Origin of the sequence: Bacillus cereus group sp. N8 (genome assembly GCF_016483685.1) — a bacterium.
In the GTDB taxonomy this organism is placed as follows: domain Bacteria; phylum Bacillota; class Bacilli; order Bacillales; family Bacillaceae_G; genus Bacillus_A; species Bacillus_A proteolyticus.
The window spans coordinates 1-15,540 of record NZ_JAEHBK010000023.1; the positions used below are offsets into that span (position 1 = coordinate 1).

A 15,540-nucleotide genomic window follows, 5' to 3' on the forward strand; every position below is an offset into this window, starting at 1 on the left:
TCTATAAACGATAATAAAATACTACGTGAAAAGATCGCATTTTGTATAAAAATATCCCTTAAGTTGATGGGTGTGGGTCAGTACCCCATAAAGAAAAGACACTCATATATGAGTGTCTTTTCCGATAGTTTTTTTAGCAGAAGCAAGAAGCTCCAACTATGATTAATAGAATAAATAATACAACTAATAAAGCAAAGCCGCCGCCACAACTACTGCAACTACCACCAAAGCCCATAATAGTTCCTCCTTTAATGGGAGGGGAAAACTAAGGTTCACTCATGTATTTTAACGGATTCATTTTACTTTATGTTTTTTACGCATGAATTGAGCAGGTCCTTTTAGAAATAAAAAAAGACACCCTAAGGTGCCTTCCTTGATTTGCTAATCTAGTTTGATTGTATTACTTATTAGAATTGTATATGTATGTTAATGCGACTATAATACCAGAAATAATGAATACTGTAGCTTTGAAATAAAGTTTGATCATTTTTGTGATCTTTTCTCCATTAAAGTGCCCGATTGCGGAAGATCAAGAAAATGATTATGATTACTGCTTATAGCTTGGTGAACTAACGCACCCGTTACTTTAAGTGAATTGATTCACAATTTCACTGGGAATTTACCTAAAAAAGCTGAATTAACTTAATAAAAAAGGACTCCCTTTTTGGGAATCCAATTCATTCAGCATCACTTTGGTTAAAGTCTAATCTTCTCGGTTCGCAACACTGTCATTAGCCTCATCGGCACCTTCGCCGACTACGTTACCCATCGCTCCTCCTGCAACAGCTCCTGCAACGGTACCAAGTGGACCAAGAACAGAACCCAAAGCAGCTCCAGCGACAGCACCGACACCAGTTCCTACCGCTTCGCCAGCATCATTATCGACACGGTTACGTTCATTTTTATCAGCCATTCATCTCACTCCTTATTTAGAATAGGCAAGTACTTTCCAGCACAATACCTTACATATTTTCCCTATAAGGACAGATTTATGTGAATTTTATAAAGTAAAAACACCCATATAAGAGTGTCTTTTCCAATAGTTTTTTTAGCAGAAGCAAGCAGCTCCAATGATGATTAATAAAATAAACCATACAACTAATAAAGCAAATCCACCAGCATTTCGGAAAAAATCCACGCCAGGATAGGAATGTATAAAAAAATGAATAGAGTCATAGAAAAAGAAAAAGAAAAAGGCAGATCCCCACTCTCACAAGGAATCCGCCTTTTTCTTGCTACCGATAATGATGCGTTATGTATACTATATACATTCAAAATTGAATTTAAGTAGGCTACTAGGCATACATCCAATCTAAGCTTTAACCCTGAGCATAAAATTAGTTATAAGTCTAATTTCAATAAGGAGTGAACCTCGAATCATGGTATATATACGACAAATGCCACTCTATGCCCAGAGTCCTTGGGTTCTTCAAAATTATTTATTTCGATTTACGTATCTGCGGCTTAGAAACGGCGACAATTTCTGGTTTTTTTTGACGACTGTTGGGCACGAAAGAATTTATGGCTATAGGTTTTTCGGCGGAAGATGGAATCATTATTCGGTTGCCATAAACGATATTGTTTCTTTCCATTGTTCTCCTCCGACTCCAACTCTATATTAAAACACTACGCCTGACCTTCGTAATCTGAACTAACTCATTAGATTTCCATCCCGAACATACAGTGTAGAACTTCCGAGAACGAAAATTATGTGAACACGAAAGTCCTCCAGCTAAACAATCTAGAGGACTTTTAATAGCCTTCTAAATACATTTGTTATATGTTATGTTTTTCAATTCATCAAGAAGAGGGAGAGAGGCTGGTCAAAGTAGGAGTAATTCCAAATCTATAAAGCAAAAAAGATTAACTAACGATAGCGAATTTTACGTTAACTAACACCTCTTGTGGGGGCTAGTTGTTTTTTTAGAGTAACAAAGATGAGATTTCATTGTTAGAAAATGTCTAAGTGTATAAAATTCGCGTTTTCATACCATAGAATTGTATGATGAATCATTTAATATATTTTTGCTAATAACGCTTTATCATACTTTTACTTTACATAAATAGCACCTTAGAAATGTCTATGATTAATGGGAATAGCCTATACAGAGTTAGTTCATACACCCTTACTTATCGGTAGCTAAATTCCATTAATGATCCAAAAGGATTTATGAAATAAAAAGATGAATATATATTTAAATACAAATTCGATTTAAAGAAAAGTGATAAGAAGAAATCAGAGGGACATCACTTCAAATTAATTACACCAAACATTTATAAGAACACTTTATATACCAAACAAAAAAGCAAGCAATTCCAGCGATCCGCTAAAACTACTTGCTCTTCTACTTATTATCTCTATTTTTACTCTTTAATAAATTCCTTCGTACTTCTCACTGTATCAATCGGACGAACTAATTTTTCGATTTCTTCACGTTTTGGCTCTAGGAATGGAGGTAAAGATAATTTTTCTCCAAGTGTTTCGTATGGCTCATCTCCCATAAAACCTGGGCCATCTGTCGCAAACTCGAATAAAATTTGCGGCGCAACTCTTGCGTATAATGACTCAAAGAAGTGGCGGTTTACATAACCAGATGAAGGAAGCCCTACGCTACCGATTCTCTCAATCCATTCTTCTAATACAGCGCGATCTTCTACGCGGAATGCGGCATGGTGCACTGTACCAAAACCTTGTTGTGCTTCAGGAAGAACCGTATTATGTTCTACAATGACAGAAGCACCGTTTCCACCTTCGTTCACTTCGAATAAATAGAATTCTCCTTCTTGAGCAACCTCTTTAAATAATAGAACTTTTTCTAACACTTCTTTGAAGAAACTAAAGTTCGCAATACGGATAAATACAGGTCCTAAACCAGTAATTGCGTATTCTAATGGAACTGGTCCGTTTTGCCATGGTGTACCTGATTCTATCCCTTTATCCAGTTCATCTGAGATTAATTGATACTGTTGATCATCAAAATCAACGAAAGAAAGAGTTTTCTTACCAAATTGCTCTTTAATGCCTGTATGTTCTACTTCAAGACGGTCAAAACGTTTCACCCAATATGCTAATGCTGCATCAGTTGGAACTCGGAATGATGTTTTTGAAATTTCATTTGTACCGTGTACACCTTTTGGAACACCTGGGAAGTCGAAGAATGTCATATCTGTTCCGGCACTACCTTTATCATCTGCAAAGAATAAATGATACGTTTGAATATCATCTTGGTTTATTGTTTTTTTAACTAAACGCATTCCTAAAACATGAGTGAAAAATTCATAGTTCTTTTCTGCACTACTTGTAATTGCTGTAACGTGGTGAATTCCTTTTAATTGGTTCATTTTATATTCCTCCAATGGTTTTTTAAATTATATTTTCTCTTCTATTACTTCTCTTCAATAGGTGCTAAATTCGCTTCAATTTCTGCTCGCTGATTTTCTAAGAACGGTGGTAAATCAAGTTTTTCTCCTAAATGCTCCACATCTCCATCAACTGTAAATCCTGGTCCATCTGTCGCAATTTCAAATAGAATTCCGTTTGATTCACGGAAATATAAGCTTTTAAAATAGAAACGGTCGATGATTCCTGAAGAATGGAAACCTCTTAGTTTCACCTGTTCTTCCCAATAAGCGAGCTCTGCATCATTTTTCACACGAATTGCTAAATGGTGAATGCTACCGCGGCCCGGCTTTTCAGTAGGACCATCTAAATATTTCACAACGATTTCTCCAAAAGCTTCTCCTTTAATGGACTGAAAAATTGCTTCCTCTTCGCTGCGGCTAACCTCTGTATAACCAAACATCTCTGTAAGTGTACTCGCCATTTTATCAAGTCTACGAACTGTCATTTCCACAGAACCCATTCCTTGAATTTGATGTTCAGCAGGAACTTCTGATTTCTCCCAAGTTTCCCAATGCTCTACTTTTTCTCCGTTTGAAACGAGTAGTACAAGACGAAGACCTTCAGCATCCTCAAATTTCAAAGCAGTACGATTTGCATATGTTGTAATTTCACTATGTTTTACACCAAATTTCTCAAATCGTGCTTTCCAGTAATGCAAGCTATCCTCTGACGGAACGAGTAATCCAATTCGAGTAATTGCATTCGTACCGCGATATGTTTTTCCTACTAAAGGAATTTCAAAAAACGATAGCTCCGTACCTGGACTTCCTGTTTTATCTCCATAAAATAAGTGATACATTGATGGATCATCTTGGTTTACTGTCATTTTCACGCGACGTAAACCAAGCACGTTTTTATAAAAGTGATTATTTTCATTTGCATTTTTCGTAACCATTGAAATGTGATGATGCCCTTTAATTTCATACATTGTTTATTCCTCCGTTTCGTTTTACTAGTCAAGTGATAACTAAAAAAAATAACATTTCCCACAAGTAATATGGTTTTTAGCTTTTCAATTTATACTCATTATGTTTTTGTAAATTCATCTTAGTTTTTACTGAATAAGTTACTTTGTTTTTTTAATCAAAAGCAACTGAGTGTATGTTTTTCATATGACTCAATCGCTTTCGTTACTATCACTTTACACCTCAAGTGATTAAAAAGCAAGTGAAATATCTCAAATTCGAGACATTTTTTATTGCATAACATTTTAGACTGGAGAATGGTGAATTTCTATATAGGATAGCGTTATAAAAATGTGGATTTACAACGCTAAGGCCATTTTTATAAACTTTTCCTTACGTTTTCATGTATCCACTTCCGCATCAGCTGTAACTCCTCATTTGAAGCAGTTTCTTCTCCATATCTAACTTTCTCATGAATTGGAATAATATCACTGTTCTTATGAATACGGGAAAACCATTGTTGAACCTTCTCTTTTCAAACTTCGATAATGTTAGCTCCCATTTTATTAGCGTTGCTCTTGCTTCTTCCGCTGGCACTATTAAGCTATCTCGGTCTTCTTATTCTGCATCTTCTCCAAGTTTTCGTACTTCTTTTTGTTTCAAATATATATGATGCATTGTCTGCTTCTTATTCCGTATACGGCGAAAGATAAAAAATACGATTACCATCACTAAGAATAGGATGCCAAATGGAATGAAAGGATACCTTGATCGTAGAGGTTGGTAGTATGAGGTTAAGTAAAATAAGAGCCGTCCTGTTGGGTGGCTTTTTTTATGTTCTTTTAATTATGCTTGATATGCCATGCTATCTGGAAATTCCTCGTTCTTTCTAAGACATCGCACAATCATAATACACGCACAATTAAAATAATGTTCTCTCATATTTAATGAATCCACTGGAGCTTGCTCTATGTCATAGAACATTCGTTCCTTTTTATTATAGTGCATCTTACCTATTTTAGCGGGTGATTCAGAAGGATAGTATTGATAAACAACTATCTCTTCATCCTCAAATTCTTTAGTCATTAATAAACATATTGCCATAAATAAGCCCCCCTTATTTATATTGAATTTCATGTTTGGAGTTGTCTGAGAAAAATAATTTCCTGATTTCTAGTTTGAAGTTTTTGAAAATGACTAGCCTTCTTTTAAAAATTCAATGTTGATTCTATTAAATTCAATTTCAACATACTTGTTAAAGTATTCACTGTGTTCCGGGAATATTTCATCTTCGTCTGTAATAATAATCCCTGCATCAATAAACCCATGATTTAACATTCCACTAATACGATACTTAAAAGAATTATCACTCCTTTTTAAACTTTTAACTCCATCTATTCCTTCGTTTATTTCAATATTATCGAAAACTGTAATGTCGAGAATAACAGGATAACTTTTTCCCTCTTCAATTTTATATGGACAAACAGTGGAGAATCCCGTAAACACTATACCGTTAATATTTATTGTAACTTCCTCTTCCATTAGCTTATTGGTTTTTTCTACATACGCCATATATTTCATGTTTTTTCCTCCCTTTCCTAATTGAAATTATGAGATAAAAAATGTGAACATATAAAATAAAACTTGTCTAACAGAAAATGAAGCCAATTTATATGTGAAATAGTAGACAAAACCACCTATTAAAAAGGTGGTTTTGTTTATTGTCATACTTTAAATTTTCGCTAATCCCCACATACTGAATTCATAATAATATTCCGTTCTCTCAATACATAAGCCGAAATCTAAATCATCACCAACTAATACAAAATCTCCACTGCCAATTAAAAAACCTGATTTGATTGATAAATCCTCTAAATTATCAAATATTTCATCAATATTCAGCTCAACTGCTTCAAGGTCATATTCTGTAAAGAAAAATAATCTCCCTTGGTTAACTGGGAAATTAATGGTATTAATGAGTTCACTTAATAGCTCTATTGAGAGCTTTCTATTTTCTTTATAATTGGTATCACCAATTTTCTTTTTGTCTGAAACTTTTTCTAACTTACTAAATAATCCTTTACAAAATAAATCATTTGTTTCGGCATCCATAAATGATTCTTCAGAAACAGTAACAAGACTAGATAGTTCATTTATAAGTTCTTTTCTTCGAGCTTTTCTTTTAAGAATCTCCATGCGACCTTTATTTAAATTACTCAAACTTTTTCACACCTTTAGTTTTTATTTTTTTTCTGTTTTTTATACCCCACAAAATCTTCTGGATAATGTCCGTCAAGCTGATCATATCTTCCTTTATCCATCGGATTCCCTTTTCTATCTGTTGCAATATGAAAATGAGGACCTCTTCCCATTTTATCTTCTTGATGCTCAACAATAAATCTTTTTTGACCCTTAAAATTAGTATATTCCTCTACCCATCTATTTTCACTTGTTCCATCATACACATGAACAGGTTTTTGATGCGGAGTAGAATTAGGAATTCCGGCATCACGTTTCACTTTTCGATATGCACCATTACGAGATAATACTTTATCTTGTCTTTCAAGATGGTTTTTATAATTTTCAGCAGCCCTAATAGATTTAGCAGCTTCAGCGGCCTTAGCGCTTTCAACAGCCTTGGCAGTCATCTTAGCACCTTTAGCAACCTTAGCAAGTTTTCCAACTGGTGTAATACCCAAAACCATCATTCCACCAGCTCCAACTCGATCCAACCATGAAATTTTCTCGCCTGTCGAGGGATCTACGCCATTCCAAACACGTTTGAGATCATATTCACCGGTCAATTCTCCGGCTATGTCACGAGCTAATTTTCCACCATCAAATCCGTTTTCCTCCGAAGAAGGTTTACCACACATTGCGCCTTCTTCCAATGTAACATCTTGATTATCTGCATTACGGAATTTTTCAGCAATTCGTTTCAAATCTTCTTCCACTTGTATAATTGAATTGATAGATGTAAAAGCTTTTGGTCTCGCATCATTGAACATTTGAACGAATTGTTGATTAGAGGCACCAATCCATTGAAAACACAAATGATCAATTTCATTTCATAAATTATTATGTATAGATTCTAATGCGATTCGGGTATTACTTGCACAATTAGCAACTTCTTCTAGCATTTCAGGTGTCACTTTGATTTGAACCATTTCTTTCCTCCCTTTTCCCAATTAAAATTATGAGATAAAAAGAAAAAAATGTAAATACAGAAACTTTAGATTAGTATAATAATGTGTATGTAAAATAAAATCTGCTTAATTGCAAATAGAACCTATGTGTATGTGAAATAAAGTTAGTAAAATAAAAGAGCATCCCCAAACGGAAATGCACTTTTATTTCAGGTTTAAATTACACCCATTCCTTTTAACATCTCAATTAAACTAGTATAGAAGTATTCACATGCTTCTGTCTCAGAATTAAATGTCTTAAGATTACTCTTTGTTCCTCGTTCACTATAATATACTTTCCATACTCCATTCTGTTCATTTAAACAATACGATTCGTTTGGTAATCCACCCTTTAAACTATATAAATCCTTGGGCATCTCTTCTTGTAATAATTTCTGTTCTAACTCATTTTTTTGCATGTTTAGAACCTACCCTTTTCAATGATTCTTCTTCAATTATTTCCTTTTAACTATTTCATTTCATTTTTAATAAAGAAAACAGCCTCACTAAGCGTATTAACACTTAATGAGGCCATTCGATTCACACTTTTAATTATGGAACGTCGGCTTATAGAACGACCGATTATCAAGAGCAAATACACGCTCAGTGTATTCACCTGGTTTTGTACGTCCTAATGCGCGGTCCATCATGTTCATTTTTGCATCTAAGTTGTCGATATAGTGCAGAATTTCTGCTTCTTTTACTAATGGTGGTTTTGGGCTACCCCACTCTGCTTTTCCGTGGTGAGAAAGAACGATGTGCTGAAGGATCAACACTTCTTCTGCATCAATTTGCAATTCGTCTGCTGCTTTCCCAATTTCGTTTACCATGATAGAAATGTGACCTAGTAAATTTCCTTCTAACGTATACGTTGTAGAAATCGGGCCAGATAGTTCGAATACTTTACCAAGGTCGTGTAAAATAACGCCTGCATATAGTAAATCTTTATCTAACGATGGGTATAGCGTAGCAATAGCTTTCGCTAAATCTAACATCGACACTACGTGATAAGCTAGTCCAGATACGAACTCGTGATGATTTTTCGTCGCTGCTGGATATTCTAAAAATTCGTTTTGGTGCTTATTTAACAAATGTCTTGTTAGACGCTGAATGTTCGGGTTTCTCATTTCAAATATGTATTGCGTAATTTTTTCAACCATATCTTCTTTTTTCACTGGTGCTTTTTCTACGAAGTCCGAGATATCTGTTACTTCATTTTCATTCGCAACACGGATTTGTTTCACACGTAATTGAATACGTCCTTTATAGTTTAGAATATCTCCAGCTACTTTAACGATTGTTTCCGCTACATATTGTTTTTCAACTTCTGGTGATACATCCCATAGCTTCGCTTCAATATCTCCACTTGGGTCTTGTAAAATTACTGTTAAAAACGGTTTCCCATTGCTTGCAAGACCTTTTGTCGCTGTTTTAATTAACAAGAAAACATCGACTTGTTCACCAACTTCATATTCTGCAATTTTCTTTTTCATTCGAATTCCTCCACCAAATCAATTACTTTTAGTATAGCATACTACAACTCATTTTCTTTACGCTTATGCGTTAATTTTATAATCTCATTTTCTGTAAAATACGCGAGTAAATGCGCATGACATGTAAAGAAGATAACTTGTCTATCTTTCGCAATTTCCTTTATAAGTTCAATCGTTCGATTCGTCCTTATCGCATCAAAATGCACGAAACTATCGTCAATAATAAATGGATAATCATGCTCAAACGTTTTCGCTAGTGCAAATCTCAGCGATAAGTATAACTGCTCCGCTGTCGCTTGGCTTAGTTCATGACTGTAAAAACGCATACCATCATTACGTTCGACAATGAACGGCTCCGCCTCTGACGGTGAGAATATTTTACTATATCGTCCGCCTGTTAAATAGACGAAATACTCTTCTGATTTTTGTAAAATACGCGGAAGATGCACTTCATGATAATATTGCTTCGTTTTCGTTAATACTGTCTTTGCCGCTGCATATGCAGCCCACTTCTTCACTTGTTCACGTACTTGCGCTTTTTTCATTTCCCATTCATGCATTAAATCACCGTACGTACTACCTTCTTCTAAATTCGCAATTTCCATACGGTGTTTCGCAATACGCTCCGTCAGTTCTTTCTCTTTCGTCAGACAGTTTTTCGCGGATGTCATTTCTTGCTTTAACTTTTCATCATAACCGTCAGCCTCATAATGTTCCGCTAATGATAAACTCGTTAAACGCTGTTCTAGCAAATCAATTTGCGGTAATAAACGTCCTACTTGCTTCTCAGCATCTTCACGTTTTTCCGCCAGTTTACCTGCTTCTAAAAACATCTCTTCATTTGTAGACTCTGCGATATGCCATAAACCGTCTCGCTCTACTAAAAGTTGTTTCAATTGCTCTTGCATGACCTCATATTCTTCTTGCCATTCCGCCAGTTTTTCTTTCAGCTGCTTACAAGTTTGACGCTTTTCTTTCTCATTTTGCATACGAATTTGTGCCTCGTGCAAATTACTATACTCTGCACTACCGATAACAGTTTCTAGTTTATGTTCAAAGTGCGAAATCATTTCATATAATGAAGATTTCCGCGTGCCTTGTTTCTCTAATTCACGATACAATTGCTGTATTCTTTCAATCCGCTCAAATGCCGGCAATATGTGTGCATACGTAAAAAATTCAGGAAACATATAGCGCGTTTTATACGCATCTACTTGTTCTCCTATTTGGAAAGTTTCTCGCTCCCATTCTTCATATGATGAAACGACTTTATCATAAGCTCGTTCCATTTGCTGCAATTTATAAGACTCTCGCTCAAATAACTTTCGAATCTCTTCATCCTTTTCTAACTGATAACGAACGGACATCGCTTCTTCACTTTGTCTTCCGCCAGCACTTTGCTGAAGAGTAAGGAGTTCTTCTTGTAATCCGCTTGATGGATCTTTATATAAAACGAGTGCTAAAACAATCCCTACAAAAACAATGACACTAATAAATAATAGCACGCGGTTATCTATAAATAGACTCGTGAATAAAACAAGCGTGTTAATAAGAAGTAAAAGAAGACAAACTCTTTGCCACTGTTTTTTCTTTTGCTTAGCAAATCCTGCTTTCTCTTCATACTTACGCTTCATTCTCTCTGCGCCCATACCGATAAACGCCGCATCTTGGAACAATTTTTCTTTCTCAACTAACGCATTTCGCTCTTCATCCGCTAACATTTGTTTCTGAATCTGTCTTATATTTTCTTCTTGCTCTTCTAATTGCTCTTGAGCCGTTTTAAAACGTTCATCTAGTTGCACTTTTTGCGATTCTAATTCACGCGCCTTTTGCACAGTTTGCGTAATTAATTCTTTCGTTGCTAAACTTATATCAAATGAAAGAACCATCTCTTGTTCAAAAGTTGCTCCAATTTGCTGCTGTAATTCTGCGATTTCTTCTTTTATATTCGTAATACTTCCCGTCATATCACGCATTTCTTGGCGTGCATTTTCATAAGACATGTGCTGCATACGAAGCTCTTCTACGTAACTTTCTTTTTGTAAAAATGCTTCATCTATTTCTGTGGAATCAATTTCTGATTGCACTGTTTCTATCTTTTTTTGAAGTGAATCTACTTGTACTTGGAGCGGTTCTATCTTTGCCTTTACCGCCTCATAGCGCACCATTCCGTTTACAGGAAACTGCCCGTTCTCGTTTTCTAACACTTTCTCGTGCGCACTCTTTTCAATAACGAGAGGCTCAAGCGCCGCTAATATTTCATAGTCTTGCTTTCGTCTTTCGGCTGACTCTTTTTCCGCACGAACAGAAGCAAGTTTCTCTTCACTTTCTTTTAACTGCTCGACCTGTTTTTCATACGTGCCAATCTTCCCTTGCCACTCTTTCATCTTTTCCTCAATTTTCTTCATCTCTTGCAGTGACACGTTAATTTCAGGATTACGACCACTCGGCTTAAAACGCTGATTCATTTCTTTTTCTAATTTTTTATCTAACTGCAATAACGCATCGCTTCCGACTGCGCTTGCCGAAAATAAATAATTACCGATATCCGCTTCGCCGAGCTGATGAATATTTTGCAAACCATGCATATCAAATGAAAAAACAGAGTCAAATAAGCTTTCATTCACACCGCTTAATATATCGTTTAAAATATCTTCGCCGCCAGTTTTCCCGTCTTCAAAATAAACGGTCACCTCACCAGCTGCCGTCTTTGGCAATCGTTCAATTTTTAAACGGCCGTACTTTTCTGTTTGAACAGTAACCGCTCCGCCATACTTTCCGCCTTCTTTCGGTTCATAACGGCGCTGTCCTCTCGTTGGAAAACCGAATAAAATACTTTTCATAAACGAGCGAATTGTCGATTTCCCCGCTTCATTTTCACCGTACAGTACCGTCAGCAATGAAAGATCCATTTCCACATTTTCTAATTTTCCGTACCCATAAATATGGAGTTTTTCAATTCTCATTTCTTATCCCTCTCTTGCTGGAATAATTGCTCTAAAATAATATTTTCCGCTTCCTTTTGAATCTCTTTCTTCTCTTCTTCCGTAAAAGCTTCAATGCTATTACGCGCTACAGGAGATGTCCAAATGGTGCGCAACACTCCGTCCATATTTGTAAAAGCTTCTAACTCTTTTAGCACACTACCGACGAAATGATTTTCCTCTTTCAAATGTTCAATTTCCGCAAAAGAAACCGTCTCATTTTTCCACTTCATCGCATATACAAAGTCTTTTCGCTCTTCTCCAGCTGCTAAAATATGAAAAATTTCTTCCACACGTTTTTCATCACGTAAATACGGAGAAAGTGGCCCCTGTCCTGTAAATACGACAGTTAAAAGCGTCCCTTCTTCTTCTCTTCGGCAATCATTCATCGCACTTGATACGACAGTCATAAGTTCATCAACAGTTTCAAGTCCATCAATATTCACTTCAATTTCATCCCATACAACATCCGCCGTATGGAAAAATGAACAATGCGATCCTTGTTTCGTAAGTTCAATAAGGTACGCACCCTTCTCGCCCATTTCCTTACGATGACGCCCTTGTATATTGCCTGGATAAATAATATAAGGCTCTTCTGATAAAATTTCACGTTTATGTATATGGCCAAGAGCCCAATAATCAAACTGCTTTTCCTTCAGCTCACGAATTTGAAACGGTGCATAGCGATTATGCTCTGCATCCCCTTCCACACTTCCATGAAGCATGCCAATATGAAAAGGCGCATCACTCATTTTCGTATACTGCGCTGTCATATTATCCGTTACCGCTTGCTGCAAATAACTAAACCCGTAAATAGAAGCTAACAGCTCACCATTTTTATAAAATGACTTCTCTTCCACATAAGGCTCGGTAAACACATGAACATTTTCCGAAAACTCAATCGCTGCCCAGCTTCCCCCTAAATGATCATGGTTACCGTGAATAATAAAAACGGGAATATCGTACTGCGAAAGTCTCTTCATTTGCTCACGCACAAACACTTGCGCTCTCAAACTTCTCGTCTCCGCATCATACAAATCCCCCACTAGTAATACGAAATCAACGCGCTCTTGAATCGCTTTATCAACAATACGCTCGAACGATTCAAACGTACTTTGCTTCATTCTCTCCCAAACAGACTGCGGTACATTCATTTCCATCCCTTTAAACGGACTATCCAAATGCAAATCAGCCGCATGTATAAACTTCACTTGTTTCACAAATAACGATCCTTTCTATAGTTCAAAAGTTTCATTTTATCCGCATGAACACAAACAATAAATGCTCAATTGGTGAAAACTAGTAATAAGCGGGAGATAAAAAATCCCCCCACCTATTAAAGTTTCACTTTACCCCGTATTAACGGGCAGTAAACCTAAGAAGTCAGTCTGAAAGCAAACTGCCCTTAAATACCCGATTGGTTCCACTAACAATAAGCAGGGGATGAAAAGACTCCCCTACTTATTAAAGTGTCACTTTATTGTAACATGCAATGTCATATATTTCTTTGCATATTCTAGCGATTTATGACAAAATAGTTATAAGATTCTGATTTTAATTATTGGAGGGAATTTTCATGGGAGTATACGTTCTAACAGTCTTTGAAAAAGATGGTTCAAAAGCATTAGACGAATCATTCGAGGCAGCAACTGAAAAAGAAGCGAAAGCAAAAGGTGAATCTATTTTACAAGAAAAAGGATTGTACGAAAAAACACATCGCTGCACATCTTCTGCAGGTAAGCTCGTTTTATTCCAGCGCTAAAAAAAGAAGCGTCATCCGCTTCTTTTTCACTCTACTATATCTTCGTCACACCACGTAAACGCCACATCTAGAATGCGATTACCGATACGTACGCGTTTATTCCATTTACCTGTTTGGATCTGATGTTGCAATTCTTTCTTCATCTTTTCCGTCCAGTCGTGAATCGTTTCACTACCGTCGTACGGATATACGCCTGGAAACTCTTCCTGCAGTAGATGCAAGCTCTCTACATCAAAATGAAAATGGAAGAAGTAGTTTGCTGTAAGCGATGGTTCTTGTAAACGTAAAAAATGATCATCAACTTGCTTTCTATTTCTATAGAAAGTAAAGATATTCACTTTACCGCTCGTAATTTGGTCAATTTGAATTTCGTGCTTCTCTATAATCACGTCTTGCCCACCTCGTTATATACTATCCTTAGTATATATGTCTTTTGCAACAAAGTTAACCATTTTCGCGCGAAATTCATTTCCTTCATTATATTACCTGTACCTCCATATGCAATCAGAACAAATAAACAAAGTTGAAGGGGAGCGATCACATGTATTTCGGAAGCAAAGGTTGGTATGTAAAAGAACTTAAAAAATTAGGTATCCGTACTTATGAAGGTAAAAAACTAGAATCTTATCGTACGCATATTTTATCTAGCTTACTTGAGAGAATGAAGAAAGCTTCGGCTTAATAGATGTAGGAAGCGACTACGGTTGCTTCCTTTTTATTTACTAAATAAAAAGAAAATCATCATCCCTTAACTTTTTAACTTTACCGTTATACTTCCTTGATAGAAACCGCCCATTATCAACTGAATCTCTAGTACCAAATACTCTTCCAGATAATCATTTGTATATATTTTAAATTCTCCATACTCATTAACCCGTCCACTTCCAACATACATATCACTACTTGTTATGACAATTGTTGAATGAGGTTCTGCACGGCCCAATACACAATTATCACCATATTCCACAGAATCTATCGTTATTTTTTGATGCATATTATTAACTGAACCTATACAGTTCTTATTACACAAATTAACATCTCTTTCTTCAGCACTCGAAAGCGCTCGATTCCTGCTAGTCTTTTCTGAAGAGAAAGCAACATTCCCCAGCCAACTAAACCTATCAAATATAGTAATAGGTAGAAACATCTACGTTAACTCCCCCATTCTTCCAATACTTCCTTCTCATTTTTTATCAACTACAGTCTTTTAATGAACTTACAGCAATACGTTTTATGTTGGGATAAAAGAAAACAGCTTTGATTTTCCATTCAATTCCGCACTGTTAATTTGTACAGAATACATAGAATACTGGTTTTCACCCCAGATGTAATGACAACACTACACAAAAGAAACCACGGTCCATTAAATGTAAATCCACCTTCAAATATATTAATAATAATTATGTTGCCAATTATTAAGAGAATCCATGAAATGGAATACTGTTTTCCATTTGTAATATATAAAATTTCATCCTCATAACAGACTGTAATTCCCCCACCTTGCCAAATACCAATAGCGAAAGAAAAAAGCGTAACTGCCAGTAACTCTGCTTGTAAATCCCTAGTCATTGGCTGCGGCGCCGTATAAGTAATAATCCCTATCATCATGAGAAAAGTTATGATATCTATCCAGTTTATTTTTCTTTGTTTGCTTTGCAGCCAAATAAAGAAAATTACTACAGGAATTAAAAGCAAAGTTTCCATTTAATTATTCTTCTTCCTTTCCTACATTAGAAACGTCTGTAATTGTAATGCAATTAGATTGTTCTTAAATCTCTCATACTTTCTGAAGCATAACATGAGAAAGA

17 protein-coding genes and 2 pseudogenes are annotated in these 15,540 nt (G+C 35.8%); 2 read left to right on the top strand and 17 right to left on the bottom strand.

Features of this window, described 5'->3' with window-relative positions:
* Positions 1-133: 133 nt before the first annotated feature.
* The 14 genes and pseudogenes from JDS80_RS23410 to JDS80_RS23470 all read right to left on the bottom strand — a co-directional run bounded on the left by JDS80_RS23410 (position 134) and on the right by JDS80_RS23470 (position 13,190).
* On the bottom strand, positions 134-235 hold the full coding sequence (locus JDS80_RS23410) for a YjcZ family sporulation protein (RefSeq protein ID WP_000505688.1): 102 nt from the start codon (positions 233-235) through the stop codon (positions 134-136).
* Positions 236-703: 468 nt separating this feature from the next.
* Positions 704-913, bottom strand: coding sequence for a glycine zipper domain-containing protein (locus JDS80_RS23415; protein ID WP_071747880.1), 210 nt, complete (start codon positions 911-913; stop codon positions 704-706).
* Positions 914-1,048: 135 nt separating this feature from the next.
* Positions 1,049-1,138 (bottom strand): YjcZ family sporulation protein, encoded by a 90-nt coding sequence (locus tag JDS80_RS23420; RefSeq protein ID WP_071772323.1) that lies wholly within the window; start codon positions 1,136-1,138, stop codon positions 1,049-1,051.
* A gap of 1,226 nt (positions 1,139-2,364) precedes the next feature.
* Positions 2,365-3,342 (bottom strand): ring-cleaving dioxygenase, encoded by a 978-nt coding sequence (locus JDS80_RS23425; protein ID WP_199640093.1) that lies wholly within the window; start codon positions 3,340-3,342, stop codon positions 2,365-2,367.
* Positions 3,343-3,386: 44 nt separating this feature from the next.
* A complete protein-coding gene (locus tag JDS80_RS23430) occupies positions 3,387-4,331 on the bottom strand; it encodes a ring-cleaving dioxygenase (RefSeq protein ID WP_199640094.1) in 945 nt (314 codons plus the stop codon).
* Between the two features lie 356 nt (positions 4,332-4,687).
* Positions 4,688-5,067 (bottom strand): annotated as a pseudogene (locus tag JDS80_RS32140) (hypothetical protein); the annotation flags it as partial.
* Between the two features lie 87 nt (positions 5,068-5,154).
* Entirely contained in the window at positions 5,155-5,412 is a 258-nt protein-coding gene (locus tag JDS80_RS23435; protein WP_071772320.1) for a hypothetical protein, read from the bottom strand.
* A 93-nt stretch (positions 5,413-5,505) separates the two neighbouring features.
* The gene (locus JDS80_RS23440) at positions 5,506-5,889 is read right to left on the bottom strand and encodes a hypothetical protein (RefSeq protein WP_199640095.1); all 384 of its coding nucleotides are present in this window, start codon (positions 5,887-5,889) and stop codon (positions 5,506-5,508) included.
* A 150-nt stretch (positions 5,890-6,039) separates the two neighbouring features.
* Positions 6,040-6,528, bottom strand: coding sequence for a YxiF family protein (locus JDS80_RS23445; RefSeq protein ID WP_071772318.1), 489 nt, complete (start codon positions 6,526-6,528; stop codon positions 6,040-6,042).
* 14 nt (positions 6,529-6,542) lie between these two features.
* A pseudogene (locus tag JDS80_RS23450) lies at positions 6,543-7,475 on the bottom strand (WXG100 family type VII secretion target).
* Between the two features lie 194 nt (positions 7,476-7,669).
* Positions 7,670-7,912 carry a hypothetical protein gene (locus JDS80_RS23455; RefSeq protein WP_071747885.1) on the bottom strand — a complete coding sequence of 81 codons (243 nt, stop codon included), beginning with the start codon at positions 7,910-7,912 and terminating at the stop codon, positions 7,670-7,672.
* Positions 7,913-8,041: 129 nt separating this feature from the next.
* A complete protein-coding gene (yhaM, locus tag JDS80_RS23460; protein WP_000726646.1) occupies positions 8,042-8,986 on the bottom strand; it encodes a 3'-5' exoribonuclease YhaM in 945 nt (314 codons plus the stop codon).
* 41 nt (positions 8,987-9,027) lie between these two features.
* A complete protein-coding gene (locus JDS80_RS23465) occupies positions 9,028-11,952 on the bottom strand; it encodes an ATP-binding protein (RefSeq protein ID WP_199640096.1) in 2,925 nt (974 codons plus the stop codon).
* The gene (locus JDS80_RS23470) at positions 11,949-13,190 is read right to left on the bottom strand and encodes a metallophosphoesterase (protein ID WP_199640097.1); all 1,242 of its coding nucleotides are present in this window, start codon (positions 13,188-13,190) and stop codon (positions 11,949-11,951) included. Before JDS80_RS23470 ends, JDS80_RS23465 begins: the two co-directional genes overlap by 4 nt.
* A gap of 356 nt (positions 13,191-13,546) precedes the next feature.
* Here JDS80_RS23470 and JDS80_RS23475 point away from each other — a divergent pair, with 356 nt between their 5' ends.
* Positions 13,547-13,732 (top strand): YhzD family protein, encoded by a 186-nt coding sequence (locus JDS80_RS23475; protein WP_000539551.1) that lies wholly within the window; start codon positions 13,547-13,549, stop codon positions 13,730-13,732.
* Between the two features lie 26 nt (positions 13,733-13,758).
* Here the strand turns inward: JDS80_RS23475 and JDS80_RS23480 are convergent, their stop codons facing one another.
* A complete protein-coding gene (locus tag JDS80_RS23480) occupies positions 13,759-14,121 on the bottom strand; it encodes a hypothetical protein (RefSeq protein WP_071747888.1) in 363 nt (120 codons plus the stop codon).
* A 152-nt stretch (positions 14,122-14,273) separates the two neighbouring features.
* Here JDS80_RS23480 and JDS80_RS23485 point away from each other — a divergent pair, with 152 nt between their 5' ends.
* The gene (locus JDS80_RS23485) at positions 14,274-14,414 is read left to right on the top strand and encodes a YflJ family protein (protein WP_000273535.1); all 141 of its coding nucleotides are present in this window, start codon (positions 14,274-14,276) and stop codon (positions 14,412-14,414) included.
* 66 nt (positions 14,415-14,480) lie between these two features.
* On the opposite strand, the gene JDS80_RS23490 is transcribed toward JDS80_RS23485, so the two are convergent.
* Together JDS80_RS23490 and JDS80_RS23495 are read right to left on the bottom strand one after the other, a co-directional pair.
* Positions 14,481-14,879 (bottom strand): Ig-like domain-containing protein, encoded by a 399-nt coding sequence (locus JDS80_RS23490; protein WP_098889522.1) that lies wholly within the window; start codon positions 14,877-14,879, stop codon positions 14,481-14,483.
* 122 nt (positions 14,880-15,001) lie between these two features.
* Positions 15,002-15,436 (bottom strand): hypothetical protein, encoded by a 435-nt coding sequence (locus JDS80_RS23495; protein WP_098889521.1) that lies wholly within the window; start codon positions 15,434-15,436, stop codon positions 15,002-15,004.
* Positions 15,437-15,540 lie beyond the last annotated feature (104 nt).

Excerpts from the sequence above, each read along its gene's own strand:
- JDS80_RS23410 (WP_000505688.1), bottom strand. The coding sequence starts at position 235 with ATGGGCTTTGGTGGTAGTTGCAGTAGTTGTGGCGGCGGCTTTGCTTTA.
- JDS80_RS23415 (WP_071747880.1), bottom strand. The coding sequence starts at position 913 with ATGGCTGATAAAAATGAACGTAACCGTGTCGATAATGATGCTGGCGAA.
- JDS80_RS23425 (WP_199640093.1), bottom strand. The coding sequence starts at position 3,342 with ATGAACCAATTAAAAGGAATTCACCACGTTACAGCAATTACAAGTAGT.
- JDS80_RS23430 (WP_199640094.1), bottom strand. The coding sequence starts at position 4,331 with ATGTATGAAATTAAAGGGCATCATCACATTTCAATGGTTACGAAAAAT.
- JDS80_RS23435 (WP_071772320.1), bottom strand. The coding sequence starts at position 5,412 with ATGGCAATATGTTTATTAATGACTAAAGAATTTGAGGATGAAGAGATA.
- JDS80_RS23440 (WP_199640095.1), bottom strand. The coding sequence starts at position 5,889 with ATGAAATATATGGCGTATGTAGAAAAAACCAATAAGCTAATGGAAGAG.
- JDS80_RS23455 (WP_071747885.1), bottom strand. The coding sequence starts at position 7,912 with ATGCAAAAAAATGAGTTAGAACAGAAATTATTACAAGAAGAGATGCCC.
- yhaM (WP_000726646.1), bottom strand. The coding sequence starts at position 8,986 with ATGAAAAAGAAAATTGCAGAATATGAAGTTGGTGAACAAGTCGATGTT.
- JDS80_RS23465 (WP_199640096.1), bottom strand. The coding sequence starts at position 11,952 with ATGAGAATTGAAAAACTCCATATTTATGGGTACGGAAAATTAGAAAAT.
- JDS80_RS23475 (WP_000539551.1), top strand. The coding sequence starts at position 13,547 with ATGGGAGTATACGTTCTAACAGTCTTTGAAAAAGATGGTTCAAAAGCA.
- JDS80_RS23485 (WP_000273535.1), top strand. The coding sequence starts at position 14,274 with ATGTATTTCGGAAGCAAAGGTTGGTATGTAAAAGAACTTAAAAAATTA.
- JDS80_RS23490 (WP_098889522.1), bottom strand. The coding sequence starts at position 14,879 with ATGTTTCTACCTATTACTATATTTGATAGGTTTAGTTGGCTGGGGAAT.
- JDS80_RS23495 (WP_098889521.1), bottom strand. The coding sequence starts at position 15,436 with ATGGAAACTTTGCTTTTAATTCCTGTAGTAATTTTCTTTATTTGGCTG.